Raw genomic sequence first — 22,253 nt, 5'->3', positions numbered from 1 at the left:
CCCATAGGTAAAACGGGCCGGGCAGGGCAGGGCAGGGCAGGGCACGGTCAGTCGGCGTTGCCGACGGTCTCGGCCTCAGGGAAGACGTCGGCCTGCTCGACCTCGTCGAGCTCGCCCGAGACCGGCTGCGGCACCTCGCCGTGGTCGGCCGCGTCGAGCGCCTTGTGCGCCGTCGACAGCACGATCGCCGCCGCGAGCAGCGTGGCAGTGCCGAGCAGGAACGGCACGTGCGCGCTGAACGCGGTGACGAGCAGGCCCGCCACGAACGGCGCCATGCCTCCGCCGATGAACCGCACGAACCCGTAGGTGGCTGAAGCGACGGGCCGCTCGACCGGCGAGATGCTCATCACGGCGGTGGTCACGAGAGTGTTGTTGACCCCGATGAACGCGCCCGCGATGATCACGCAGACGATCACGGCGACGTGGTTGTACGGGAAGACGCCGATCACCGCGAGGTCGATCGCCATCAGCACGAAGTTCACGTAGAGCGTGCGTGGCGTACCGAATCGGCGCTGCAGCCACGGCGCACCCCAGACGGCGAACACCGCGACGAGCACGCCCCACGCGCAGAAGACGAAGCCGAGGCGGATGGGGCTGTCGATGCCCATCAAGAACGGCGAATAGCCCAGGATCGTGAAGAACGCCCAGTTGTAGAGAAAGCCCACGATGCTCGTCGTGCGAAGCGCCTTGTGCTTGAGGGCTGTCAGCGGCTCCGACAGCTTCTGCTTGCGAGCGGGTTTGGGCATCTTCGGCAGGAGGAACAGTGTGGCGAGGAGGGCGATGAACATCAGACCGGACACTCCGAAGAACGGCCCGCGCCAGGTGATGTTGCCGAGCAGGCCGCCGATGAGCGGGCCGAGGGCGATGCCGACGCCGAGCGCGCTCTCGTAGAGCACGATGGCCCCGGCGAATCCGCCCGAGGCCGAGCCGACGATCACCGACAGCGACGTCGCGATGAAGAGCGCGTTGCCGAGGCCCCAGCCGGCCCGGAACCCGACGATCTCGCCGATCGAATTGCTCGACCCGGCGAGCGCCGCGAAGATCACGATGATCGTGAGCCCGGCGATGAGGGTGCGCTTCGGCCCGATCCGCGATGAGACCCAGCCGGTGCCGAGCATGCAGACCGCGGTCACGACGAGGTAGCTGGTGAACAGCAGCTCGACCTGCGACGGCGTCGCGTTCAGCTGCCCCGCGAGGGTCTTGAGGATGGGGTCGACGAGGCCGATGCCCATGAACGAGACGACGCAAGCGAACGCCACGGCCCAGACCGCGCGGGGCTGCTTGAAGGGGCTCGGCGGAGCTGTCTTGTCGGCGACATCGCCGTCGGCAGTGGTGTGGCTGTGCGAACTCATGGGGAGGGTTTCCCGGCTTTCTGTCTGTCAGGGCTTGGGGTGGCGGTCACTCGGCGACGATGTGCTCAAGTGCGGGCAGCGCCTTCTGCAGGGCGTCGCGGTCGGCGGGCGAGAGCAGCTTCAGCCGGGAGGCGACCAGCTGCGAGCGCCCCTCGCGGTAGGCGTGGAGCCGCGAGACGCCTTCGGGCGTGATCGCGACGAGCACGACGCGACCATCGGCAGCGTCGGATCCTCGGGTCGCGTAGTCGGCGGCCACGAGGCGGTTCACGAGCGTGGTGGTGCCCGGCTGGCTCAGGCCCTCGCGCTCGGCCAGCTCGGTGACACGAGTGGGGCCGAGGGCCTCGAGACGAGACAGGACGCCGAGAGCGCTGACGCTCAGATCCTGCGGCTGGCGCGACTGGCGGATCCAGGTGATGAGGCCTTCGAGCGCACGCGCCACTTCGGCATCGGTCTCGGCAAGCACGGCCTCGTTGCTCATGAGCCAACTCTATAATGCAGTTATATAACCAGTCAATATTCATTCCCCTCGACACTGCGGTACTGATATGTCATAATAAAGTATGCGTGTTGCCCGGCAGATCGCCCCCCAGCCCGAGCTGGACGACGCCGCGTTCATCAACACCTCGGTCACGCGCCGCCGCATCGTGACCGAGCTGCACGTCGCCGGCCCGCTGACGTTCGCCGAACTGCTGCGCGCGACAGGCCGCAGCCCGCGCCGACTGAGGTCGCAACTGCGCTCGCTCGTCGGCCGCGGCCTGGTCGGCTGCACCGCCCCCGAGCAGCGCCGCCGACCGCAGGGCCACGGCGAGCTCTACTCGCTCGCCGCGTAGACCCCAGACCTCAGCGCCCCCCGGATGGCACCGGAGCCAGCGCCGGGTCGAGCCCGCTCGACCGCGCGAAGGTGCTGCGCGCGAGTGCCTGCACGTCGGCGAGGCTCCCTCTGAAGATGTCCTGGTCGCGAGCCGGGATGCTGCCCTTCGACCGGTCGGCGACACCGGCGTACTGCGTGCCCGCGTTGGTGTATTGCCAGAAAGTCCAGTGCGGCCAGGCGGCGGGCAGGGATCCTGCGCCCTTCGAGAAGTCGCTGACGTAGCTTGCGACGAACAGCGGGTAGTTGCCGAACGCCAAGCTGTCGCCCGTGCAGACCTGCCACCAGTGCGTCGTCGTGTAGATGACGGGCGTGCGGTCGGTGAGGGCGATGACGGTGTCGGAGAACTGCGCGATCCACGTGACCATCTCGGCCGGGGTCAGGCCCCAGCAGAGGTTCGTGTGGTCGCTGCCGGTGTAGGGGTCGGATTCGAGGTCGAGCAGGGGCGGCAGCGTGCGCGTGCCGTCGACGCGGCCGCCGCCGAGCTTCTTCAGCGACGCGGCGAAGTACTCCGCCTGCACGACGCCGTTCGACTGGTTCGGCCGAGCGAAGTGGAAGGCGCCGCGCGAGAGGCCCGCTGCGGCAGCGCCGGTGTACTGCTCGGCGAGGCGGGCGTTCGTGTAGTTCGACCCTTCGGTCGCCTTGACGTAGGCGAAGCGGGCGCCGGCACCGGTCGCCGTCTCCCAGTCGACGCCGTGCTGGTAGGCGCTGACGTCGAGGCCCGGCGTGCGCACGGCCGGGCTCGCGACCGCGACGGGCGCCGTCCGCCGCGGCAGAACTTTCGCGTCGGCCACGCCGGCGCCCGCCAGCAGCACCAGCACGACCAGCGCTGCGACGAGGGTGGAACGCGAGCGCATCCGGCGACGCTAACGCATCCCGCCTGCCCGCACCTGAACCCTCGCCCGAGCCCGAGCCCGAGCCCGAGCCCGAGCCCGAGCCCGATCGAACCACGCGATCCCCTCCGCGCCACGGGATCCGGTGGCGCGATCGGGATCGCGTGGTGCCACGCCGCAGCCCACGGCTCCGAACACTCCGTATGAGCTCCTCCACCGCCACCGCCACCGCCGACGGCGACACCTCCGCCCGCTTCGACCGAGCCTGGGACATCGGCACCCCGATGACACCGCTCGGCTACTACCCGAAGTACGGCCCGCTGCCGGCCGTCGTCGAGGTGCGTGACCAAACCGGCCCGTGGGATGCGACCGGTCAGACCCGGCAGTTGATGCTGTCCGACGGCGGGTACGTGATCGAACACCTGGTGCGCGTCGACCGCGAGGCGGGGCTCTTCGTCTACGAGCTGAGCGACTTCCAGAAGCTGTTCGGCCGGCTCGTCAGCGGAGCCCGCGCCGAGTGGGAGTACCGCGCGACGAACACCGGCACCCACGTGCGCTGGACGTACACGTTCTTCGCCCGGCCCGGCGCCGGCCTCCTGCTCGAGGCCATCGTGCGTTTCGCCTGGGCGCCGTACATGCGGAAGGTGCTGCCCGGCATCCTGGCCGAGATCGACCGCCACGCCTGATTCCCGACTACCGTGGACGGCCCGCGACGAAAGGCACCCCATGAGCGACAAAGACGGCCACTTCGACGAGACCGCCGAGGGCAACGCCGCGGCCAAGGTCGAGGGCGATGTGACGCAGCCGGCGGGCGAGGGCCGGTCGGGCTCGGGCGAAGAAGACTACGTCGCCGTCAACTCCGGCGGCATCTCCGGCGAGAGGCACGTGCCGACCGCCGACGAGGAGATCGGTCGCGGCGCGACCTACGACCCCGAGTCCGAGCGCTACCCCGACGAGGAGCGCGGCGACGACTGAGCCCGCCGGCGCTACGCCGTGACGAGGTCGAACCCAGCCCGCCCCTCCGAGACCCCGTTGACGAGCAGCTCGACGGCGTGAGCGCCCGGGTGGTAGCGGCGGGTGGTGATGAGCTTGAACGAGTGCGTCTTGACGAGGTCGAGCCGTCCGCCCGGGGCCAGGTCGCGCACGGCGAGCTTGAACGTCTTGCCGGTCGTCGCCCCGTTCGCCTTCTGGTGGTGCACGACGTAGTCGATCGACAGCCGAGCCGGTACCGCCCCGGTGTTCACGAGCGACGCCCGGAAGGTGAGCGAATCGCCGACGGCCACGACCGCCCGATCGAGCGTCGGGCCGGTCACCTCCAGCGAGGCGGGCGCAAATCCGAGCAGGGCGAGGGCACCGGGATCCCCACGTTTCACCAGGGTGCGCAACGCGCGCCGCACCAGCGCACCCGTGTTGGAGTCCGGCGTCGCCAGCCACCCCGCAGCCGTCGCCACGACCAGCTCGGCGTCGTGGCGACTGATGTCATTGAGGTGGTTCGCGACCGACCTCCGCACGTAGTCGCTCTCGTCGCGGTAGAGGGCGGTGAGAATCGGCACCGTGGATGAGGGGTCCTGCAGGATCCCGGGCACCCGGGTCGCCCACGGCAGATACGGTCGCGTCCCCTCCGAGGCCAGTCGGCGCACGTGCTCGTCGGCAGAGCCCACCCACTCGCCCTCGATCACGGCGAGCGCGCGGGCGAGGTCGTGCCGCAGCAGCACCCGGATGGCGAACTCGCCGGTGAGGCGGCCGGTCAGCTCGGCGATCAGCCGCAGGGCGTCGTCGAACGCGACCGGTGTCGACTCCTGCACTGCTCTCTCGGCGACAGCGCTCGTGACCGGCCAGATGAGCCAGCCCGTGAAGGGGAGGTCGCCGGTGGCAGCGCGGCGGACGACCGCGTCGAGGTCTGCCGACGAGCCCGGCACGGCCGTCAGAAGCCGGTCGCGCAGCAGGTCGCTGCGCTCGCGCAGGGCCAGCGGCCCGAGCGCCTCGGCGGTGGCGGCCGCCCGCAGCTGCGACACGTCGGCCGCGGGTGCCGCCGCCTCGATGGCGCGCACGAGGGAGACGGCGGTCGGCACCCCGATCAGTTCGTCGGCGAAGGGCATGACCCCACCCTGGCAGACGCCACCGTCAGCGCGGGGCGGCGGCCGCCGCCAGCACCGTCAGCCGGCAGCCACGTTCGCCGCGAACGCCGCGGCCCGCTCGCCGAGCGACGCCATGCGCCCCTGCCGGGCGGCCTCGACGTCGAAGCCGAGGTAGGCCGGGGGCGGCGGCTTCCGCACGTTCGCCGAGCACTCGAAGTCGGCGCAGACGAGCGTGCCGACGGTGTCGCCCTTGCGGCCTGCTGATCCTGCCCTCTTGGCCGCATAGAAGACGACGTCGTTCGGCAGCGTGACGTCTTGGCACCAGGTGCACTGCGCGCGCGAGCGGGGTGACGCCTCGGCCTGGCGCAGCAGGATGCCGACGACCTCGGCGTCGGTGGGCACGACGACGTACGCGCGGCGAGGCGCTTTGGGGTCGCGCCAGCCGAGGTAGTCGAGCGACTCCCAGTCGATGTCGTCGAAGCGGGCGGGGAGAGTGAGGTCGGAGACCTCTTTGCGAGACGCGTTCACGAAGGACGCGCGGATGGACTGTTCCGTCAAGGGAAGCATGGTGAAGCCGATCAGTGAGGCTCGGGGCACGCGGGTGCCCGCGAGAAAAAGGAAAGAGGAGGGGTCGGTGTCGCCGACTACCTGCCGCCGGCGGAAGACGCGCCGACGACCTCCTGACGCCCGAAGGGCTTCCCGCTGATCGTGCTCACCCCGTCACGCTATCAAGCGAGGCCGTCGAGCACGACCCCGGGGAGCATGATGAGAGGATGACGTCCCGCGAGCACCTGGCCCGAGCGTTGTGGACTCTGATCGAGCCCCTGCACGCCCTCAACTACTTCAGCCCCGAGGCTCGTCAGGCGTTCGCCGACGTCGGGCTGTCGCGCTTCTGGGACGGCTACTTCGCGGGCCGCGCCGCGCCTCTCGGCGCTGTGACGGCTGCTCCGGTCGTCGCGATGTTCTCCGGCTTCTCGCCCTTCCTCGTGGGCCGGGCCCTGCCGGCCGTGTGGGCGGTCACCACGCCCGAAGCCGCGCTCGAGGCACGGTTGGTCGGGGCTGAAGGCGCCCTGCGCAGGATCCTGACGCCTGCAGGGGTCGACGACGCTCACGTCGCGCGCGCGGCCGACACCCTCACGGAGGTGGCCTCTCGCATCGACAGTGCGGGCACCATCGCCCGGCCCCTCGCCGCCGCCAATGCCGCCCAACCGGTGCCGGACGACCCCTACCGGCGGCTGTGGTCGGCCACCTCGACCCTCCGCGAGCACCGCGGCGACGGGCACGTGCTTGCCCTGGCCACTCGCGACATCGCCGGCCTCAGCACGATCGTGCTGCGTGCCGCCGTCGACCTCGACGCGCAGACCATGAAGGGAGCGCGCGGCTGGACGGACGACGACTGGGCGGCCGAGCAGGAGCGCCTGACCGCGCGTGGCCTGCTGCAGCCCGGCGGGCGCATCTCAGGCTGGGGCCGCGCCGCGCTCAATCGGGCGGAGGACGACACGAATCGCCTGGCGGTCAGGCCCTGGGAGCACCTCTCTGAAGAGGCCATCGCCGACATCGCCCGGCTGCTGCTGCCGCTCTCGCGCGCCTGCGCCGTCACCTACCCGCAGCCGAACCCGATCGGGATGCCGCTGCCCTGGGACGCTGACGCCGACCCCGAGGCCCTCGGCGTGCCGGCGGCCCCCGCCTGACGAGGGCGGCCCCCGCCCGACGAGAGCGGCCCCCGCCCGACGAGAGCGGCCCCCGCCTGACGAGTCAGACGAGGGCCGCGACGTTCGAGGCGCTCAGGCCTCCGGGATATCGAAGATGCGCTCGGGCGGGCGCACGGCGTCAGGATCGGGGCCGCTGCGCTTGCCGAGGTCGAGAGCGTCGATCGCGGCGATATCCTGAGGCGTCAGCTCGAAGTCGAACACCTCGAAGTTCTCGGCGATCCGCGCGGGCTTGACCGACTTGGGGATGGCGCTGCGGCCCTGCTCGAGGTGCCAGCGGATCATCACCTGGGCGTTCGTCTTGCCGTACTTCTCGCCGATCGCCTGAATGGTCGTATCGGTGAGGGGGTTCTTGTGGCCGCCCTCGTTGAAGCCGGGGTAGAACGTGATGCCGCCGATGGGCGACCAGGCCTGCGTGATCGTGCCGAGCGCCGTGTCGGCCGCCTCGTTCTCATGCTGCGCGAAATACGGGTGGAGCTCGATCTGGTTGAGGGCCGGGACGACGGTGCGCTCCTGCATGAGGTTGTCGAGGTGCTCGGGCGTGAAATTGCTGACGCCGATCGAGCGCACCTTGCCCTCTTCGAGGAGGGTCTCGAGGGCGCGGTAGGCCTCGAGGGTCTTGTCCCAGATCCACGGGGCGGGCTGGTGGAGGATGAAGAGGTCGAGGGTGTCGAGGCCGAGCTTCGCGGTCGCGACGTCGAAGGCGTGCAGGGTCTCCTCGTAGCCGAACTGACTGATGAAGACCTTCGTCTCGACGAAGATCTCGTCGCGGTCGACACCCGACTTGCGAATCCCCTCGCCGACCTGCTTCTCGTTGAAGTAGGCCGCGGCGGTGTCGATGAGGCGGTAGCCGCCACGGAGGGCCGTGTCGACGGCGTCGACCGTCTCTTCGGGCGAGCTCTGGAAGACACCGAGGCCCAGGGCCGGCATGGTGACGCCGTTGTTGAAAGTGAGCTGTTCGTTCATGTCTCGACCGTAAGCCCGCAGTCGGCGGCGAAGAGAGGCCCCACCGTTACCTGGGTGGCAGTACCCCCTTCGCCGCCGAGCGCGGGCGGCCGCGCGAGGCCGACGCCGTCGCGCGGCGCACGCAGCAGGGTCAGGCCGGAGCGCCGGACGTCGTCGATGCGAGCAGGGCGCCTGCGTCGACCTTGAGCTGGAGCCCCGTGACGTAGCGCGCCTCGTCGGAGGCCAGGTAGAGCACCGCGTTGCTGATGTCGACCGGCTCGACGTAGCCGATCGGCATGGGCTGCATCGCGGGGAAGGCCTGCTCGGCGTCCTCGCGGGTCGGGTGCTCGAGGTCGGGGCGGAACACGTCGTACATCGGCTGGCTCATCAGCATGTTCGTATTGACGTTCGTCGGGTGCACGGCGTTCACACGAATGGAGTGCGGCGCGAGCTGCAGGGCCAGGTCGTGCACGAATCGGGCGACGCCTCGCTTGGCGTGCGAGTACCCCGCGCCTCCGGGCCCGTTCTCGGGGTTGTCCGTGCCGCCCGCCATGAGTCCTGCCACCGAGCCGGTGCAGACGATCGAGGCACCCGCCTTCAGGTGCGGCAGCGCCGCTGAGACAGCATTGATCACGCCGACGAGGTCGACTTGCACGGCGTCGAGGAACCCCTGTGCCGGCACATCGGCGCCGAGCGGGCAAATGCCGGCGTTGGCGATGACGAGGTCGAGATGCCCGAGCTCGGCGACGCCTTTCTCGACGGCGGCGCGAAGCTGGGACGGCTCGCGCACGTCGCCCTTGTAGGCGACGATCCTGCGATCCAGCGCCTCGATCTGCCGGACGGTCTCGTCGAGGTCCGCCGGCGTCGAGAGCGGGTAGTGGTTGCTGTCGATGTCTTCGAGGATGTCGACGGCGATGATGTCGGCCCCCTCCTGAGCCAGGCGGAGCGCATGGCTCCGGCCCTGCCCTCGTGCTGCTCCGGTGACGAAGGCGACCTTGCCTTCAACGCGTCCTGCCATGAGTGTTGCCCTTCCGATCGTCGTTGATGCGAATAGTGAGACCCTATAACGAAATTCGACGAGAGACCAGGATCCGAGGGCGTCGATACGCCGCACCGGTCAGGCGTCGGTCGGCGGTGCGGCCAGCCCCGTCCGAAAGAGCTCGAACGCCTCGGCGAGCGCCGCGTTCGGGGTGGCGTCGTCGGAGGCTGCCCAGGCGACGAGCGCCGTCCAGCTGGTGGTCCAGACGAGGCGGCTCACGAGCTGCGGGTAGAGGCTGTCTGCCGGCAGCCCGGTGCGGCGTTCGATGAAGGCGCTCAGGATTGCGACGTACTCGGCGATCCGCTCGCTGACGTGCGCTTCGGCACTCGGCACCGAGTCGATCAGGCGCACCTGGGTTCGCAAGAGGTCCATCTCGTCGGCCCGATACTCCAGCGTGGCCGGAGCGATCCGGCACAGGGCGTCGAGGAGCGGCTCGTCGCCCGGGGCCGAACGAAGGGCGCGCTCCAGTGACTCGTACTCCGTCTGGTAGCGATCCCACACGATGTCGAACTTCGACGGGAAGTAGCGGAAGAGCGTCTGCCTGCTGATCCCGGCGGCTTGGGCGACGTCTTTCATGGTCGTCTCGTCAAATCCTCGCTCGGCGAAGAGACGGAGCGCCAGGGCCGCGACGTCGGACGGCTCGGCGGCTCGGGGGCGACCCACGGGCGCGGTCTTCGGCTCGTCGACCATGCCCTCATCCTGCCAGGGCAGAGGGGGCGTCACATCGTGTCGAGGATGGCCGTCAGCATCTCGAAGGTGGTGAGCGGGCTGATGATCGCGAAACGCGCCACCGGCTCGCCGGCGTGCGACGACGGCACGACGAACGCGACCTGGTCTTCGAGCAGCTTGTCGGACCAGGCCTGGTAGTCGGCAGCCGTCCAGCCCTCGCGACGGAAGACGACGACCGAGAGCTGCGGGTCGCGCACGAGCGAGAAGCCCTCGCGACCCTCGATCTCGTCGGCGATTCGCCTCGCCAGGTCGATGCCGTACGCGATGGCGTCGCGGTAGACCTGCGTGCCGTGCGTCGCCAGCGAGAACCACAGCGGCAGGCCGCGGGCGCGGCGGGTCAGCTGGATGCCGAGGTCGGAGGGGTTCCAGTCGGGCGTCTCGGTGAGCGTGTCGAGGTACTCGGCGTGCTGGGTGTGGGCGCCCCGGGCGCCGACCGGGTCGCGGTACAGCAGCGCGCAGGCGTCGAACGGCGCGAACAGCCACTTGTGCGGGTCGACGATCAGCGAGTCGGCGAACTCGACGCCGCTGAACACCGGGCGCATCGAGGGCACCAGCATCGCAGCGAGGCCGTAGGCCCCGTCGACGTGGAACCAGACGTCGCGTGCCCGCGTCACTGACGCGATGGAGGCGATGTCGTCGACGATCCCGAAGTTGGTCGTGCCTCCGGTCGCGACGACCGCGAACACCGCATCGCCGTGCTCGGCGAGCGCGGCCTCGACCGCTTCGCCCCGCAGTCGCCCGTCGGCCCCCGGTGTCGCCTTCACGACGTCGACATCCATGACGTCGGCGGCCGAGGCGATGGAGGAGTGCGCCTCGGCGCTGCACACGACCACCCAGCGGGCAGGATTCGAGACCCCCGCCTCGGCATTCCGGCGGCGCGCCCGCGTCCGTGCGGTGACGAGCGCCGGGAGGTTGCCGATCGTGCCGCCCTGCATGAAGACCCCGCCGGCCGTCTCGGGCAGGCCGAACTCGGAGGCGAGCCACGAGAGCACCTCGTTCTCGGCGAACACGGCGCCGGCGCCCTCCATCCACGAGCCGCCGTAGACCGACGACGCCGACACGACCACGTCGAAGGCGATCGACGCCTTGCTCGGCGCGGACGGGATGAACGAGAGGTAGCCGGGGTGGTCGGTCGAGATGCAGGAGGGCGCGAGCACGTTCTCGAAAAGAGCCGACGCGCGCCGCGCCCCGATGCCCTCCGAGCTGATGGAGCCGCCGGCCAGGCGCTCCAGATCGCGGTGCCGCAGCGGTTTGTCGAGCGGGACGTCCTGGTACAGCGCGCGGCGCCTCGCGTACTCGAGCACCTCGTCGACGATCGCCGTGGTGCCCTTCGAGAAGGAGTGCATGCTGCTGGCCGAGTTTTCGCTCACGCCGACAGTCTGCCCTCTGTGGCCGCCCGCCCGCCGCCCCCTCTCCAGGCGACGCGCCCCGTCGACGACGGCGCATCGCGGCACCGGGGCGAGTTCTGCAATGCTGGACGCATCAAGGCCAGTGGAGCCGTGACGATGGAGGGAGCCGGGGGTGAGCTTCAGCGGCAGCATGAACAAAGCGCGCGATGCGACACGCCCCATGGCTCGGCGGGCGAGTTCCCTTCGCAGCGCGATCGAGCGATTTCAGCTCTTCGGCTTCGAAGGAACCATCTCCGCGCTCGCTGACGCGACCGGCGCGGGAGACGACGGCTGGTCGCCCGCGCAACTCGACGTCGCGATCGCCATGCTCGACGATGCACACCACTCATGGGCCTCGTTTGCGCGCGCAGAGCTGGAAGCCGGGCGCGCCACGAAGCGAAGCCAGCCCGGCGCACACCGGCCGAGCCAGCGGGATCAGCTCGCGTTGTGGAAGCAGCTGTACTTCAGCGCCGAACGAGCGGATCAGTGGCACCTCACGAGCGAGATGAGGCAGAGCCTTCGCCGCGAGGGCTGACCCCGTGGTTGGCGGGAAGCAGCAACCTGGCCCGAGGCCCAGCGAGGGCCAGGCGACGCGCCCTACGCGCCCTCGAGGCTGGTGTCCTTGGCGAGGCGCGCCATCAGGCGCGTGAGGGTGTCGATGTCCTTGCGGCTCCAGTGGGCGAGCAGGCGGTCGTGCTTGTGCTGCGAGGTCTCCATGATCCGTTCGCCGAGCTCGCGCCCTCGCGGCGTCAGCGTGAGCAGGATGCTGCGCTCGTCACCGGGGGCCGGCACGCGGAGGACGAGCCCCGCATCCTCGAGTCGGTGCGCGATCTTCGTCACGTTGGCGCGCCCGGTGCCCAAGATGCCGGCCAGGCGACTCGGCGAGGTGGCGCCGCGGTAGGTCAGCTGGTTGACGACGAGGAACATGGGCATGTCGTCGACGGGGAAGTCGATGGCCGCCATCACCGACCGCCGGTTCTCCTGGCTGTCGGCCCAGTGCACGACCGACGCCAGCGAGATCCGCAGGTCGAACAGGTCGGGGTCGATCACCGGGCTCAGGTCGACGTCGTCAGGTGCGGTCACCGTTCGAACTCTACCGACGCTCGATCAGCCGGACGGGCCCCACCAGGCCGTAGTCGCGCACGAACGTCTGCTGCATCAGCTCGGGCCCGGCCAGGTGGTGCGAGAACACGTCGGGCAGATCGTCGTAGTAGCCGCGCGCCAGCAGCCGATTGTTGAGCGAGCTGGCGACGCGCACCACGACGGTGTTCGAGCCGGCGACGAGGTCGTCGGTCACTTCCACGACCGGGTGCGAGGTGTCGAAGCCGCGAAGCGGCCCCTCCCCCACACGCACCGAGCCGAGGCCGCCCGACGTCGAGCCGAGGTCGAGCAGGTAGCGCGCGCCGTCGGCGACCGACGCCACGTCGAGCACCGTCGTGTACTCTCCGACGCCGGACACCTCGGGCCCGACCTCGGGGATGTCCTTCCAGACCCGCAGCGACCCCGTCCCCGCCGCCAGGCGCGTCACGGACGTGTGGGGGCGCACCTCGCGCGCCTCGTAGCCCAGCCCGCGATCCTCGGTGATGAGCTCCATCTCGCCGGCGTCCCAGCTCTCGACCGCGATCGACCAGTCGTCGAGCTGCGTGACCACGGAGTCGGAGGCCGGGGCCCCCGATCCTGCACCCTGACTGCGATCGAGCGTGAACAGCGCGGTTTCGCCGGGGGCGAGAGAGACGGTCAGGATCGTGCGGTCTCCCGAGACGCGAGCGGCACCGTACGGCGCCACCGAACCCGACCACGCGTCGATGCGGTGTGCCGCCCCGACGCCGGGCAGCGACACCTCGACGGTCGTGGGCTCGCCGGTCTCGTAGAGGAAGCTGTAGAGGTAGAGGTGCAGCAGGTCGCCGTCTTCGCGGAGGTGCGAGAGCACGTTCTCGTTCGGCTCGACGAACTCGGCGCGGCCCGTCACGCCGAGGTCGCGCAGGGCGTCGACGGTCAGCGACGCGTCGTCGACGGTCGTGACGGAGGGCTGCTTCAGCAGCTCTTCGATCGTCGCCGCCAGTTCGGCGTCCCGGCCGTCGAGACCCGGAGTCTGCGAGGCGGCCAGGTCGTGTTTCGTGGAGGTGCCGAGCATCAGCGACTTGAGCTCGCTCGTGCCGTTGACCAGCACGATCTTCGTGCCGCGCGACGCCCACTCGACGAGCAGCTTCGCCACGTCGGCGTCGAGGCCGCTCTGGAAGACGAGCAGCGCCTGGTAGCCGGGGCCGTCGGGCTGCACGACGGGGGCGGCACGGTCGCCGCCGAGCGTCACCTCGTCGCGCAGCAGCAGCGACCCGTCGAAGAACTCGTACGTCCACCCGGCGTCCTGCATCCCGAGATCCTGCCACCAGTGGTTCTGGCGGTTGCGCATCCAGTCGCGGCCGTACGCGTCTTCGTCGGGCACTCGGTTGCCGTCGGCATCGACGAAGAACATTCCGGAGGCGTTGTCGGTGAAGTGGTCGGTGTGCAGGATGCCGACGTCGATGCGCGGGTGCCCCTGCCGCAGCAGGTACTGGCAGCGGCCGATCGCGTCGTTCCAGAGCGGGTAGAACTCGGCCGCGGGCTGGCGGGTGTCGAAGCGCTCAGAGAACATGTTCCACATGCCCTCGTGGCCGGGCCACTCGGTGACGCCTTCGCCGCCGGCGGGCGACGCCCAGCCGTGCAGCACCGTCTTCGTGATGCCCGCGGCGAGTTGGGTCGCGATGATCTGGTCGTAGAAGCGGTGGTCGAGCATGTGATTGCGGGTGGTGGCGCCCGTCTCGGACGAGTACTGCTTGCCGAACAGGTGCGCGGGCCCGGCGAGCAGTCGGTAGGCGTCGATCTGCGAGGCGAACTCGAGCGACTCCGTCTCGATGCCGTCGACCTCGGGGCCCGGCCGCGTCAGCTCGAAGGGCAGGCCGTAGCTGATCTCCGACCGCAGCGTCATGCCGTTCTCGTGCAGGAACTCGGCGAACGGCCGCATCATGTTCTCGATGTAGAGGTCGGTCAGGGTGCGCACGTAGTCGAAGCGGACCTTCTCGACGGTGGCCCTCTGCGCCTCGAGCGGCTCGTGGTGGTACACGGTGCTCGACGCCATGAGGGGTGCGCTGCGGGTGAGGAAGGGCAGCCACGGTGTGATGTCGTAGCCGCGTCGCTCACGGAATTCGCCCGCGAAGTGCGCGCCCCAGAACATCCCGCCCGCACCGTAGGTCGAGAGCTCGAGCGAGTCCATGTACATCTGCGCGCGCGGGTTCTTGGCGATCTGCTCTTTCAGCTCGGGGTGAGCACCACCGTCTTCCAGTAGTCGATCACCGCGTCGACGCCGGCACGCTCGATGTAGTTGACCGTCCAGTTGGTCGAGGCCGACGGCGATGCGGTCTGGCCGGTGCCGTGCGACCAGAAGAAGAAGAGGGCCCACGGGCCCACGTCGGGTGCCGTCCATGCGAGTGTCTCGCCGGTGACCCGGGCGGTCAGGTCGATCACCGAGTCGGCGTCGAGGGTCGACGAGGCGTCGGCGAGCCCTCGCATGCGCACGGCCCCCGCCGGCGTCGTGCTCTTCGGGCCCTCCGCCTCGCGCAGCGCGACGACGGCGACGAGCGTCTGGTTGCGGATCTCGCCCCGGTGCCCCGGCAGCGGGGTGTCGGTCGGCGGCGACGAGAGGTCGATCCGCGGGATGGCGCCCGTTCTCGAGGCGCCCGCCTGCAACGTCTCGCTGACCACGTCGAGTTCCTGCGCCGCAGCGTCGTGGTCGGCGTCGATGGTGGGGATGTTGGCGTTCGACCAGTTCGTGCCCGAGGTGAAGCTCACCGACATGCCGCGCGCGGTCGTCTCTTCGACCACGATCTGCGAGTCGTGCACCCACTCCTCCGAACCCCAGCCGTAGCGGGCGTGGTCGATCTCGCCCTCGTCCATGGCCAAGAACTCCATGCCGCCGAAGCCCAGGCGGTGCGCCGTGTCGATCTCGAAGCGAAGGGTCTGGTCGGTGTGCAACCCCTCGGCGAGCCACCAGCGCAGCTCGGGGCGGAACTCGATTGACGGCTTCTGGATGCTGCGGGCGACGTCGTCGAGCGACATGGGTGTTCTCCTTCGAACGGTGGTGGGTCGACCCTAGAAGCCGCTCAACTGCATTGTCAATGTCTTCAGGAAACTAGTTGGTATCGCTTCGACAATTTAATTTGGGCAGAATCATTGCCAATCCACGGGCAGGCCGATTAGTGTGGCGTCGCGTTGAACCGTTTCATGACCATAGCTGGCGTTCGACGCAGACCGATGTTCAAAGGAGAACACCATGGCTTCCACCGTCCCGAACCCTCGCAAGGCACCGAACCCGTGGTGGGTCGGCACCGTCTCGGGGATGGCGTCGTACATCGACTCCGCGGCCATCGTCTCGTCGGGCACCGCTCTGGTGCTCTACCAGCACTCGATCGGCATCAGCGGCAACGAGATCGGGGTGCTCTCGGCCGCCCTGACCTTCTGCATCGCGATCGGCGCCCTGAGCGGTGGCAGGCTCGGCGACCTCTTCGGGCGGCGCACCGTCTTCATCGGCACGATGGTCTTGACGGTCGCAGGATCAGCCACGCTGGTGTTCAGCCCGGCCTTCGCAGGGCTCCTCATCGGTACGATCCTGCTCGGCCTGGGCACCGGCGCCGACCTGCCCGTCTCGTTGGCGACGATCTCCGAGGCCGCGAACGACGACAACCGCGGCAAGATCGTGAGCTTCTCGCAGGTGCTCTGGTTCGCCGGGATCCTCGCCACCTATGCGATCTCGAGCATCGTGGGCGGGCTGGGCCACCTCGGCGGCCAGATCATGTTCGCGCACGTCGGGATCATCGCCCTCATCGTGTTGGCGCTCCGCTTCACCATCCCCGAGTCGGCGACCTGGTCGGTCGCCAACAAGGAGAAAGACGCCGGCCTCAGCACCGTGCGCGCCGCTCGGCACGGCATCCGCGACGTCTTCACCCAGAAGATCTTCCTGCTGCCGTTCATCGCGCTGCTCGTCTTCTACACGCTGACGAACCTCGGCGCGAACACGGGTGGCCAGTTCGGCTCGTACGTCGCCGTCAACGTCGTGCACCTCTCGGTGCAGACCTTCTCGCTGATCAACCTCGTCGCCCTGCCCGTCGGCATGCTGCTGGCGTTCTGGTTCATGCGGGTCGTCGACGGCCGGTGGCGCATGCCGTTCTACATCATCGGAGCGATCGCCTACATCCTGAGCTACGCGCTGCCGCTCGTCTTCGGCTTCAGCCTCTCGACCCTCATCGCCATGCAGGCCTTCAACGCCGTGGGCGCCGCCTTCGCGTTCGAGGCGATCATGAAGGTGTGGTCGCAGGAGTCGTTCCCGACCCTCCTGCGCTCGTCGGTGCAGGGCACCATCATCGCCGTGGCGCGAGTCGCCGCCGCCGCCCTCGCCCTCGTCACCCCGCTGCTGCTCGGCGCACCCATCGTGATGTACGCGCTGCTCACCATCGTGGTCGCGATCGGCGTCGTCGTCGGGTGGCTGGGCTTCCACCGAGCCCGCTTCAACGCCTTCACCATCGAGGGCAAAGACCTGGCCGACGCTCAGGAGGCGCTCTTCGCCGCCGGCCTCCGCGACGATGCCCCGGCTGCTGCCGCGCGGCAGGACAACCGGTGACGCACAGCGCACGCTGAGTGCAGCCGCACAAGAGCAGGCGCAGGATCCGCGGCCGGCCTCGGCCCGCTGATCCTGCGCCCGTTCGGTTGGCTCAGAAGCCGCTGTTGCCGCTTCCGCGAGTGACGGTGAACCCGTTGCCGTTGTTCACGAGGCCCGTGGCAGCACCAGACACGGTCGTCGACGAGACGTTCAGCGCCCCGCTCGCACCCTCGATGTCGAGGCCGGAGGTGCCCGCCCCGGCGATCGTGTCACCTGACATCGTGAGCGCGGACACCGCCTGAGGGCCCTTGACGAGGACGCCCTGATAGGTGCTGCCCGAGATGGTATTGCCTGTCACAGCGATCGGCTGGGTGATCGACGTCTGGTCGGCGTAGATCCAGAGGGCGCCGAGATCGATGCCGAGGTCGGAGCTGTACGAGCCGGTCCGCTGCAGCGTGTTGCCCGAGACGGTGGTCGGCCCGTCGAACGCCTGCCCGAACCGGCTGCTGATGGTGATGCCGGCCCCGAACGCGACGGTGTCGGTGACGAGCGAGTCGCTGACGGTGTTGTTACCGCCGCCGTACACGCCGATGCCGTTCGCCTGGATGATGTTCGACACGGTGTCGGCCGTGAAGGTCGACCCGGTGACGTCGCCGCCCTCGGTGTCCATCGCGAGGCCGTCGTCTCCGGCGTTCCGCACCTCCGACTGCTCGACGGTGGTGTTCGACGTGCCGCCGTTGAGATGGATGCCGTCGGCGTAGACGTCGCGGACACGGGCGCCGCTCACCGTGAGGCCGGTCGTGGGCCCGTCCGTCCAGATGCCCACCTTCGTGTGCTCGATCCAGACGTTGGTGATCGTCGATCCGCTGGTGAACTCGCCTTCGATGCCGGCGGCTCCGGCGTTGTTGTTGCGGCTGGTCTGATCGCCGAAGATCGACAGGTTCGAGACGTGGTTCTCGCCGCCGTTGGAGTAGAGCCCGCCGTTGCCGTTCTCAGCGGTCGACTGGATGGTCGTGCGCCACTCGCCGGCGCCCTGGATCGATACGTTCGTGAAACCGATCCGGTCGGAGATGTCGTACGTGCCGGCCGGGAACCAGAGCCCGGTGCCGGTGCCGGACAGGCTCGACAGGGCGCTGTTGATCGCGCTGGTGTCGTCGGCGCCCGAGTTCGGGGTCACGCCGAAGCTGGTGATCGACGTGTAGCCGGACGGCATCGCCGGTGCAGCCGCGACCTCTTCGGTGTCGACGAGGTCGATCGTGTACGACGCGGCGGTGTCGGCGGCGTCCTTCTGCAGCTTGATCACGGTGCCGGCCGGCTGCTCGCCGATCAGCGCGCGGGTCTCGTCGAAGAAGTGGTGCGCGGCGCCGTTGGACGGCGAGTGCGTGTCGGTGTAGCCGCCACCATAGAGCCACGAGTACTTCGTGGTCAGCGACAGATCGGCGACGTGCGAGCTGCCCGCGTACACGGCGAGCGGCGCTGTCGCCGTCGAGCCGTCGCTCTTGTCGGGGATCGAATAGCGCACGACGATCGAGTTCGCGGGGTGCGCGAGCGTGACCGAGACGTACTGCCCGGTGCCCGTGAGCTGCACGGCGCTGCGCGTCGTCGCCTCGGACGCCAGGCTCGGATAGGTGCGGCTCACGGGCAGCACAGTGCCGGTGGTGGGCTGCTGAGCCGCCACGTACTCGGTGTACGGCAGTTGGGCGCCCGCGGTGGTCGCCGGCGGGGTGGTCCCTCCGCCGCCCGACGTGCTCGTCTCGGTGACCGCGAGGTAGTCGAGGTTCGCGTTGCCGTTGTCGGCCGTGCCGTAGCTGTAGGCGATCGTGTGCGAGCCGGCGGCCAGGGTGACCGATGTGGTCTCGGCGGCCCAGGTGTTCCAATCGGTCGTCGCAGGGAGGGTGATCTGCTGCGTCTTTCCGTCGACGCCGAGCGTCAGAGTTCGGGACGACCCGGTGCCGTCCGAGTACTCCAGCGCCAGCGCGTAGGTGCCCGCCGTCGCGGCCGACACGGTGAAGGCGGTCGATGCGGTGCCCTTGTCGCTGTCGGTGTACCCGCCGACGAAGCCCGACCCGGAGTAACCGGTGTGATCGGTTTCGACGACGGCGCCACCCGTGAGCTTGGCGCTTTCGGCCTCGTACTTCGTGGTCGTCGTCGCGGCGGAGGCGGCCGCGCCCGACATGAGCGGCATGGACGCCGAGCCTACGGCCAAGATCGCGGCGATGACGGCGCCCGCGCGGATTCCGAGGGGTGATGCGTGTGGCTTCATTCGAGTGCTCCTTTGCACTGGTAGATCGATTGGCGAGCTGGTGCACTGGTGGATCGATTGGCGAGCTGGTGAGACGGTCAGCCCTTGACGGCGCCCTGCATGCCCGCACCGTGCAGGAAGAACCGCTGCATGACGAGGAAGAGGACGACGGGGATGAACGTCGCGATGGTCAGGGCGGCGAGGAAGACACCGAGGTCGGTGGTGGTCTCGATGCTCGGCAGCCGCACGGACAGCGGTTGCAGGGCCGTGTTCGGCAGCACGAGGAAGGGCCAGAGGAAGTCGTTGAACGAAGCGATGACGGCGAACACCGAGACCACTCCGATGATCGGCTTCGACATCGGCAGCACGATCGACCAGAACAACCGGAAGGGCCCGGCCCCGTCGGTGCGCGCCGCTTCGAACACCTCGCGCGGCAGCGAGTCGAAGAACCGCGCGACGATCAACACGTTGAACGCGCTGGCGCCCGAGGGCAGCCACACGGCCCAGAACGTGTTGATCATCGAGGTGTGCAGCAGAGGCGGGTGCAGGATCGTGAGGTACAGCGGCACGAGCAGCACGATCGACGGCACGAACAGGGTGCCGAGCACGAGCCCCATCAGTGCCCGCCCGTAGCGCGGGCGCAGCACCGACAGGGCGTAGCCCGCGGTGGTCGCCACCAGGATCTGCACGAACCAGCAGCCGAGAGCCAGCGCGAGCGTGTTCCACACGTAGACGCCCACGTTGACCTGCGTCCACGCGTCGACGAGGTTGGCCCAGTCGATGCCGTGCGGAAACAACGCCAGCGGCTGTCGCAGGGTGTCCTGGGTCGGGGTGAGCGCCGACTTCAGCAGCCAGAGCATGGGCCCGAGCCCGCAGATCACGAGCCCGGCGAAGAGAAGCCCTTGCAGGGTGCGCATCGTGATGCGGACATGGGCGAGCCGCCAGTCGCCGGTCGAGACGATGCCGCGGTCGGCCTCGTCGTCGGCGGCCTTTCGGCGCCGCCGCAGAGAGCGCCGAGGCGTACCGAGGGCAGGATCCGATGGGGCGGGCGACCCGGGCACGGGCGGGGTGACCGGAGGGGTAAGGGTGTTCGTGGTCATGCGCTCCACCTTTTCGTCGCGCGGAAGTAGATCAACGACAAGAGAGCGAGCGCGATGGCGAGCAGCAGGCTGAGCGCCGTCGCCTCCCCGTACTGCCCGCCGGCGCTGTTGCCGAACGCGTCGTTGTAGATGAGCAGGAGGACGGTCAGCGTCGAGTTGTTCGGGCCGCCGTCGGTGAAGAGGTACGGCTGCAGGAAGACCTGAGCGGTGCCGATGATCTGCAGGATGAACGTGACGAACAGGATCCCGCGCAGCGACGGCACCGTCACGTGCCAGATCTTGTGCCAGATGCCGGCCCCGTCGACCTCCGCGGCGTCGTAGAGCTCGCCCGGCACGCCGAGGAGGGCCGCGAGATAGATGATGATCGTCCCGCCCGCGGCCGACCAGGTCGCCTCGAGCACGAGCGACGGCATGGCGCTCGCCGCCGACTCGATCCACGGCTGCGGTGGGATGCCCACCCAGCCGAGGATCGTGTTGAAGACGCCGGTGGCCGAGCCCGAGTAGAAGAACTTCCACAGCAGCACCGCGACGACCGGCGGCACCACCACGGGCAGGTAGGCGAGCACGCTGAAGAGGCCTTTCATCCGCCGCACCTCGCTCATGAGGACGGCGATGGCCAGCGGCAGCGGGTAGCCGAAGATCAAAGCCAGCAGGGCGAACCAGGCGGTGTTCCTGATCGCGGTGCCCAACAGGGGATCCTGCAGCGCCTGGGCGAAGTTCGCCCAGCCGACGAAGGTCGGCGCCGAGACGAGGTTCGTCGTCTCGAAACTCATGACGACCGACCGCACGATCGGCCACCACGAGAAGACGCCGAACACGAGCAGCATCGGCAGCAGGAAGACGACGGTGGAGGGGCCGCCGGCGCGCACCCACCGGCGGATGCCGGTGACGCGGCGGACAGCCGATTGGCCGGCAGACGGACCTAGGCCGACCCCCTGCCCGTGCCGCTCGTCGACGGAGGCGGTCATCAGTTGCCTGTGCCCGAGTCGAGCATGGTCTGGATCGTTCCGTTCGCCTGCTTCAGCAGCGTGGGGATGTCGGCGTTCTTGTCGGTCAGTACCGCCTGAACCACCGGGTCGAGCTTGCCGTAGAGCGCCTGCGTCTGGGTGCCGGGCTCGGAGACGATCTGCTGCGAGAACTCCTTGTCGGTGTACGGCGCGAACTGCTTCAGAGGCACGTTGACGTAGGAATTCGTCCAGGCGAGCGTCTGCTCGTACGTCTTCTTGTCGAAGACGGGCACCTGGGGCACGCCGACGGGTTGTTTCGATGCGATGGCGATCTTCGCTGCCGAGACGGAGGCCGACTTCTTGTACTGCTGCTGCATGTAGTAGTAGTCGATCCACTTCACGGAGGCGCTCTGAACCGCGCTCGAGGCACCGGCGCGGACGAAGGCGATCGCGCCGCCGCCCAGGGCCCCGGCGTTCTTGCCCGACAGCGGGATGACGGTCTGCCCGACGGTCTTGGGGTCGATGGCGTTCTGCTGCACGAGCGAGGTGTAGTTGCCGCCGCCCGAGATGTACATGCCGATCTTGCCGGCGGCGAAGTCCTGGTTGATGGCGTTCCAGTCGTAGAGGAAGTCGCCGCCCATCGAGTCGTCCGTCCACCGCATGTCGTGGAGCGTCTCGAGCGCTTTCTCGAACGGCTTCGTGTCGACGGTCGCCTTGACCTTCTTGCCGGTGCCGGTCTCGGCGCGACCGCCGAACGCGTTGGCGAGGGTGACCAGCGACCAGCCGCCGGTGTTCGACTGCGTCATCGTCGAGAAGCCGGCCTCCTTGGTCGTCGTCGCGATCGCCTTGGCGTCCGACCGCACCTCGGCCCACGTCGTCGGCGGCTTGTTCGGGTCGAGGCCCGCCTGGGTGAACAGCTGGCGGTTGTAGTACAGCGCCTGACCGTACGCCGAGATGGGCACGCCCTCGATCTGGCCGCTCGTGCTCTTCACGTTCGTGACGACCGACGGGTTGAAGTCCTTGACGTAGGGCAGCTTGTCGACGAGCGACGAGATGTCGGCGACCTGCTTCTGCGCGATCAGCGAGCGGCCGTCGGTGAACGGCACCGTGAACACGTCAGGCAGTGTTCCGCCCGCGAGCTGAGCGGTGAACGTGGTCGCCACCCAGTCGTAGGGCTGGGTCTTGACCGTGATGTCGGGGTTGACCTTCTCGAACGCCGTGATGCGCTGGTCGATCTGCTGTTTCGCGGCCGCCGTGAGGCCCGTGTCGATCGACACGGTGATCGACGTCTTGCCGGATGACGGCGTGGACGAGGTGCCGCAGCCGGTCAGTGCCATCGCGAGGGCGACGGCCCCGGCTGCGGGGGCGATGTATCTGCGTCGAAACTTCATTGT

At 69.1% G+C, this 22,253-nt stretch carries 22 protein-coding genes; 6 read left to right on the top strand and 16 right to left on the bottom strand.

Annotated elements, in window-relative coordinates; genetic code table 11:
* Window positions 1-47: 47 nt before the first annotated feature.
* Both AX769_RS05085 and AX769_RS05080 read right to left on the bottom strand, forming a co-directional pair.
* Entirely contained in the window at window positions 48-1,352 is a 1,305-nt protein-coding gene (locus AX769_RS05085; protein ID WP_066276661.1) for an MFS transporter, read from the bottom strand.
* Window positions 1,353-1,398: 46 nt separating this feature from the next.
* A complete protein-coding gene (locus AX769_RS05080; protein ID WP_066276658.1) occupies window positions 1,399-1,830 on the bottom strand; it encodes a MarR family winged helix-turn-helix transcriptional regulator in 432 nt (143 codons plus the stop codon).
* 82 nt (window positions 1,831-1,912) lie between these two features.
* Between AX769_RS05080 and AX769_RS05075 the strand changes: the two genes are divergently transcribed.
* Complete coding sequence (locus tag AX769_RS05075; protein WP_066276655.1) at window positions 1,913-2,182, top strand: winged helix-turn-helix domain-containing protein; 270 nt, start codon at window positions 1,913-1,915, stop codon at window positions 2,180-2,182.
* A gap of 10 nt (window positions 2,183-2,192) precedes the next feature.
* Here AX769_RS05075 and AX769_RS05070 read toward each other — a convergent pair whose 3' ends face one another.
* Entirely contained in the window at window positions 2,193-3,077 is an 885-nt protein-coding gene (locus AX769_RS05070; RefSeq protein WP_066276654.1) for a GH25 family lysozyme, read from the bottom strand.
* A 179-nt stretch (window positions 3,078-3,256) separates the two neighbouring features.
* On the opposite strand from AX769_RS05070, the gene AX769_RS05065 reads away from it, so the two are divergent.
* Together AX769_RS05065 and AX769_RS05060 are read left to right on the top strand one after the other, a co-directional pair.
* Window positions 3,257-3,739 carry an SRPBCC family protein gene (locus AX769_RS05065; protein ID WP_066276653.1) on the top strand — a complete coding sequence of 161 codons (483 nt, stop codon included), beginning with the start codon at window positions 3,257-3,259 and terminating at the stop codon, window positions 3,737-3,739.
* A 40-nt stretch (window positions 3,740-3,779) separates the two neighbouring features.
* Window positions 3,780-4,028, top strand: coding sequence for a hypothetical protein (locus AX769_RS05060; protein ID WP_066276650.1), 249 nt, complete (start codon window positions 3,780-3,782; stop codon window positions 4,026-4,028).
* 11 nt (window positions 4,029-4,039) lie between these two features.
* On the opposite strand, the gene AX769_RS05055 is transcribed toward AX769_RS05060, so the two are convergent.
* The gene (locus tag AX769_RS05055; protein WP_066276647.1) at window positions 4,040-5,152 is read right to left on the bottom strand and encodes a DNA alkylation repair protein; all 1,113 of its coding nucleotides are present in this window, start codon (window positions 5,150-5,152) and stop codon (window positions 4,040-4,042) included.
* Between the two features lie 57 nt (window positions 5,153-5,209).
* Window positions 5,210-5,698: an FBP domain-containing protein gene (locus AX769_RS05050; protein WP_066283194.1), complete on the bottom strand. Its 489-nt coding sequence runs from the start codon at window positions 5,696-5,698 to the stop codon at window positions 5,210-5,212.
* A 206-nt stretch (window positions 5,699-5,904) separates the two neighbouring features.
* On the opposite strand from AX769_RS05050, the gene AX769_RS05045 reads away from it, so the two are divergent.
* Window positions 5,905-6,822, top strand: coding sequence for a hypothetical protein (locus AX769_RS05045; protein ID WP_066276642.1), 918 nt, complete (start codon window positions 5,905-5,907; stop codon window positions 6,820-6,822).
* Window positions 6,823-6,915: 93 nt separating this feature from the next.
* Here AX769_RS05045 and AX769_RS05040 read toward each other — a convergent pair whose 3' ends face one another.
* The 4 genes from AX769_RS05040 to AX769_RS05025 form a co-directional block, all read right to left on the bottom strand.
* Window positions 6,916-7,806, bottom strand: a complete 891-nt coding sequence (locus AX769_RS05040) for an aldo/keto reductase (protein WP_066276640.1) — start codon at window positions 7,804-7,806, stop codon at window positions 6,916-6,918.
* A gap of 130 nt (window positions 7,807-7,936) precedes the next feature.
* The gene (locus tag AX769_RS05035; RefSeq protein ID WP_066276638.1) at window positions 7,937-8,803 is read right to left on the bottom strand and encodes a mycofactocin-coupled SDR family oxidoreductase; all 867 of its coding nucleotides are present in this window, start codon (window positions 8,801-8,803) and stop codon (window positions 7,937-7,939) included.
* A gap of 99 nt (window positions 8,804-8,902) precedes the next feature.
* On the bottom strand, window positions 8,903-9,514 hold the full coding sequence (locus tag AX769_RS05030; protein WP_066276636.1) for a TetR family transcriptional regulator: 612 nt from the start codon (window positions 9,512-9,514) through the stop codon (window positions 8,903-8,905).
* A 29-nt stretch (window positions 9,515-9,543) separates the two neighbouring features.
* Window positions 9,544-10,899, bottom strand: a complete 1,356-nt coding sequence (locus AX769_RS05025) for an aminotransferase class V-fold PLP-dependent enzyme (protein WP_066276634.1) — start codon at window positions 10,897-10,899, stop codon at window positions 9,544-9,546.
* Window positions 10,900-11,074: 175 nt separating this feature from the next.
* On the opposite strand from AX769_RS05025, the gene AX769_RS05020 reads away from it, so the two are divergent.
* Window positions 11,075-11,476 carry a hypothetical protein gene (locus tag AX769_RS05020; RefSeq protein ID WP_066276629.1) on the top strand — a complete coding sequence of 134 codons (402 nt, stop codon included), beginning with the start codon at window positions 11,075-11,077 and terminating at the stop codon, window positions 11,474-11,476.
* A gap of 62 nt (window positions 11,477-11,538) precedes the next feature.
* Here the strand turns inward: AX769_RS05020 and AX769_RS05015 are convergent, their stop codons facing one another.
* Genes AX769_RS05015 through AX769_RS24630 form a run of 3 tightly spaced genes read right to left on the bottom strand, consistent with a single transcriptional unit; the run spans window position 11,539 to window position 15,033 of the window.
* Complete coding sequence (locus tag AX769_RS05015; RefSeq protein WP_066276627.1) at window positions 11,539-12,024, bottom strand: MarR family winged helix-turn-helix transcriptional regulator; 486 nt, start codon at window positions 12,022-12,024, stop codon at window positions 11,539-11,541.
* A gap of 10 nt (window positions 12,025-12,034) precedes the next feature.
* Complete coding sequence (locus AX769_RS05010) at window positions 12,035-14,191, bottom strand: glycosyl hydrolase (protein ID WP_204249324.1); 2,157 nt, start codon at window positions 14,189-14,191, stop codon at window positions 12,035-12,037.
* Window positions 14,192-14,229: 38 nt separating this feature from the next.
* The gene (locus AX769_RS24630; RefSeq protein WP_066276622.1) at window positions 14,230-15,033 is read right to left on the bottom strand and encodes a hypothetical protein; all 804 of its coding nucleotides are present in this window, start codon (window positions 15,031-15,033) and stop codon (window positions 14,230-14,232) included.
* 214 nt (window positions 15,034-15,247) lie between these two features.
* On the opposite strand from AX769_RS24630, the gene AX769_RS05000 reads away from it, so the two are divergent.
* Window positions 15,248-16,591 (top strand): MFS transporter, encoded by a 1,344-nt coding sequence (locus tag AX769_RS05000; protein ID WP_239451947.1) that lies wholly within the window; start codon window positions 15,248-15,250, stop codon window positions 16,589-16,591.
* Window positions 16,592-16,682: 91 nt separating this feature from the next.
* On the opposite strand, the gene AX769_RS04995 is transcribed toward AX769_RS05000, so the two are convergent.
* The 4 genes from AX769_RS04995 to AX769_RS04980 form a co-directional block, all read right to left on the bottom strand.
* Window positions 16,683-18,833, bottom strand: coding sequence for a CBM35 domain-containing protein (locus AX769_RS04995; RefSeq protein ID WP_066276620.1), 2,151 nt, complete (start codon window positions 18,831-18,833; stop codon window positions 16,683-16,685).
* A 77-nt stretch (window positions 18,834-18,910) separates the two neighbouring features.
* On the bottom strand, window positions 18,911-19,912 hold the full coding sequence (locus tag AX769_RS04990; RefSeq protein WP_082764017.1) for a carbohydrate ABC transporter permease: 1,002 nt from the start codon (window positions 19,910-19,912) through the stop codon (window positions 18,911-18,913).
* On the bottom strand, window positions 19,909-20,880 hold the full coding sequence (locus AX769_RS04985; protein WP_204249323.1) for a carbohydrate ABC transporter permease: 972 nt from the start codon (window positions 20,878-20,880) through the stop codon (window positions 19,909-19,911). Before AX769_RS04985 ends, AX769_RS04990 begins: the two co-directional genes overlap by 4 nt.
* Window positions 20,880-22,250: an ABC transporter substrate-binding protein gene (locus AX769_RS04980; RefSeq protein WP_066276618.1), complete on the bottom strand. Its 1,371-nt coding sequence runs from the start codon at window positions 22,248-22,250 to the stop codon at window positions 20,880-20,882. The genes AX769_RS04985 and AX769_RS04980 overlap by 1 nt, the downstream gene beginning before the upstream one ends.
* Window positions 22,251-22,253: the final 3 nt, after the last annotated feature.

Origin of the sequence: Frondihabitans sp. PAMC 28766, assembly GCF_001577365.1 — a bacterium.
Classification (GTDB): domain Bacteria; phylum Actinomycetota; class Actinomycetes; order Actinomycetales; family Microbacteriaceae; genus Frondihabitans.
Note: the sequence above shows the minus strand (reverse complement) of the source record. Positions and strands in the feature narration are given on the sequence as shown.

Coding starts and splice junctions, on each gene's coding strand:
- AX769_RS04980 (WP_066276618.1), bottom strand. CDS start 22,250: ATGAAGTTTCGACGCAGATACATCGCCCCCGCAGCCGGGGCCGTCGCC.
- AX769_RS05030 (WP_066276636.1), bottom strand. CDS start 9,514: ATGGTCGACGAGCCGAAGACCGCGCCCGTGGGTCGCCCCCGAGCCGCC.
- AX769_RS05035 (WP_066276638.1), bottom strand. CDS start 8,803: ATGGCAGGACGCGTTGAAGGCAAGGTCGCCTTCGTCACCGGAGCAGCA.
- AX769_RS05050 (WP_066283194.1), bottom strand. CDS start 5,698: ATGCTTCCCTTGACGGAACAGTCCATCCGCGCGTCCTTCGTGAACGCG.
- AX769_RS05055 (WP_066276647.1), bottom strand. CDS start 5,152: ATGCCCTTCGCCGACGAACTGATCGGGGTGCCGACCGCCGTCTCCCTC.
- AX769_RS05070 (WP_066276654.1), bottom strand. CDS start 3,077: ATGCGCTCGCGTTCCACCCTCGTCGCAGCGCTGGTCGTGCTGGTGCTG.
- AX769_RS05000 (WP_239451947.1), top strand. CDS start 15,248: ATGGCTTCCACCGTCCCGAACCCTCGCAAGGCACCGAACCCGTGGTGG.
- AX769_RS05040 (WP_066276640.1), bottom strand. CDS start 7,806: ATGAACGAACAGCTCACTTTCAACAACGGCGTCACCATGCCGGCCCTG.
- AX769_RS04985 (WP_204249323.1), bottom strand. CDS start 20,880: ATGACCGCCTCCGTCGACGAGCGGCACGGGCAGGGGGTCGGCCTAGGT.
- AX769_RS05045 (WP_066276642.1), top strand. CDS start 5,905: ATGACGTCCCGCGAGCACCTGGCCCGAGCGTTGTGGACTCTGATCGAG.
- AX769_RS04995 (WP_066276620.1), bottom strand. CDS start 18,833: ATGAAGCCACACGCATCACCCCTCGGAATCCGCGCGGGCGCCGTCATC.
- AX769_RS05075 (WP_066276655.1), top strand. CDS start 1,913: ATGCGTGTTGCCCGGCAGATCGCCCCCCAGCCCGAGCTGGACGACGCC.
- AX769_RS05010 (WP_204249324.1), bottom strand. CDS start 14,191: ATGGACTCGCTCGAGCTCTCGACCTACGGTGCGGGCGGGATGTTCTGG.
- AX769_RS05065 (WP_066276653.1), top strand. CDS start 3,257: ATGAGCTCCTCCACCGCCACCGCCACCGCCGACGGCGACACCTCCGCC.
- AX769_RS05025 (WP_066276634.1), bottom strand. CDS start 10,899: ATGCACTCCTTCTCGAAGGGCACCACGGCGATCGTCGACGAGGTGCTC.
- AX769_RS24630 (WP_066276622.1), bottom strand. CDS start 15,033: ATGTCGCTCGACGACGTCGCCCGCAGCATCCAGAAGCCGTCAATCGAG.
- AX769_RS05080 (WP_066276658.1), bottom strand. CDS start 1,830: ATGAGCAACGAGGCCGTGCTTGCCGAGACCGATGCCGAAGTGGCGCGT.
- AX769_RS05060 (WP_066276650.1), top strand. CDS start 3,780: ATGAGCGACAAAGACGGCCACTTCGACGAGACCGCCGAGGGCAACGCC.
- AX769_RS05085 (WP_066276661.1), bottom strand. CDS start 1,352: ATGAGTTCGCACAGCCACACCACTGCCGACGGCGATGTCGCCGACAAG.
- AX769_RS04990 (WP_082764017.1), bottom strand. CDS start 19,912: ATGACCACGAACACCCTTACCCCTCCGGTCACCCCGCCCGTGCCCGGG.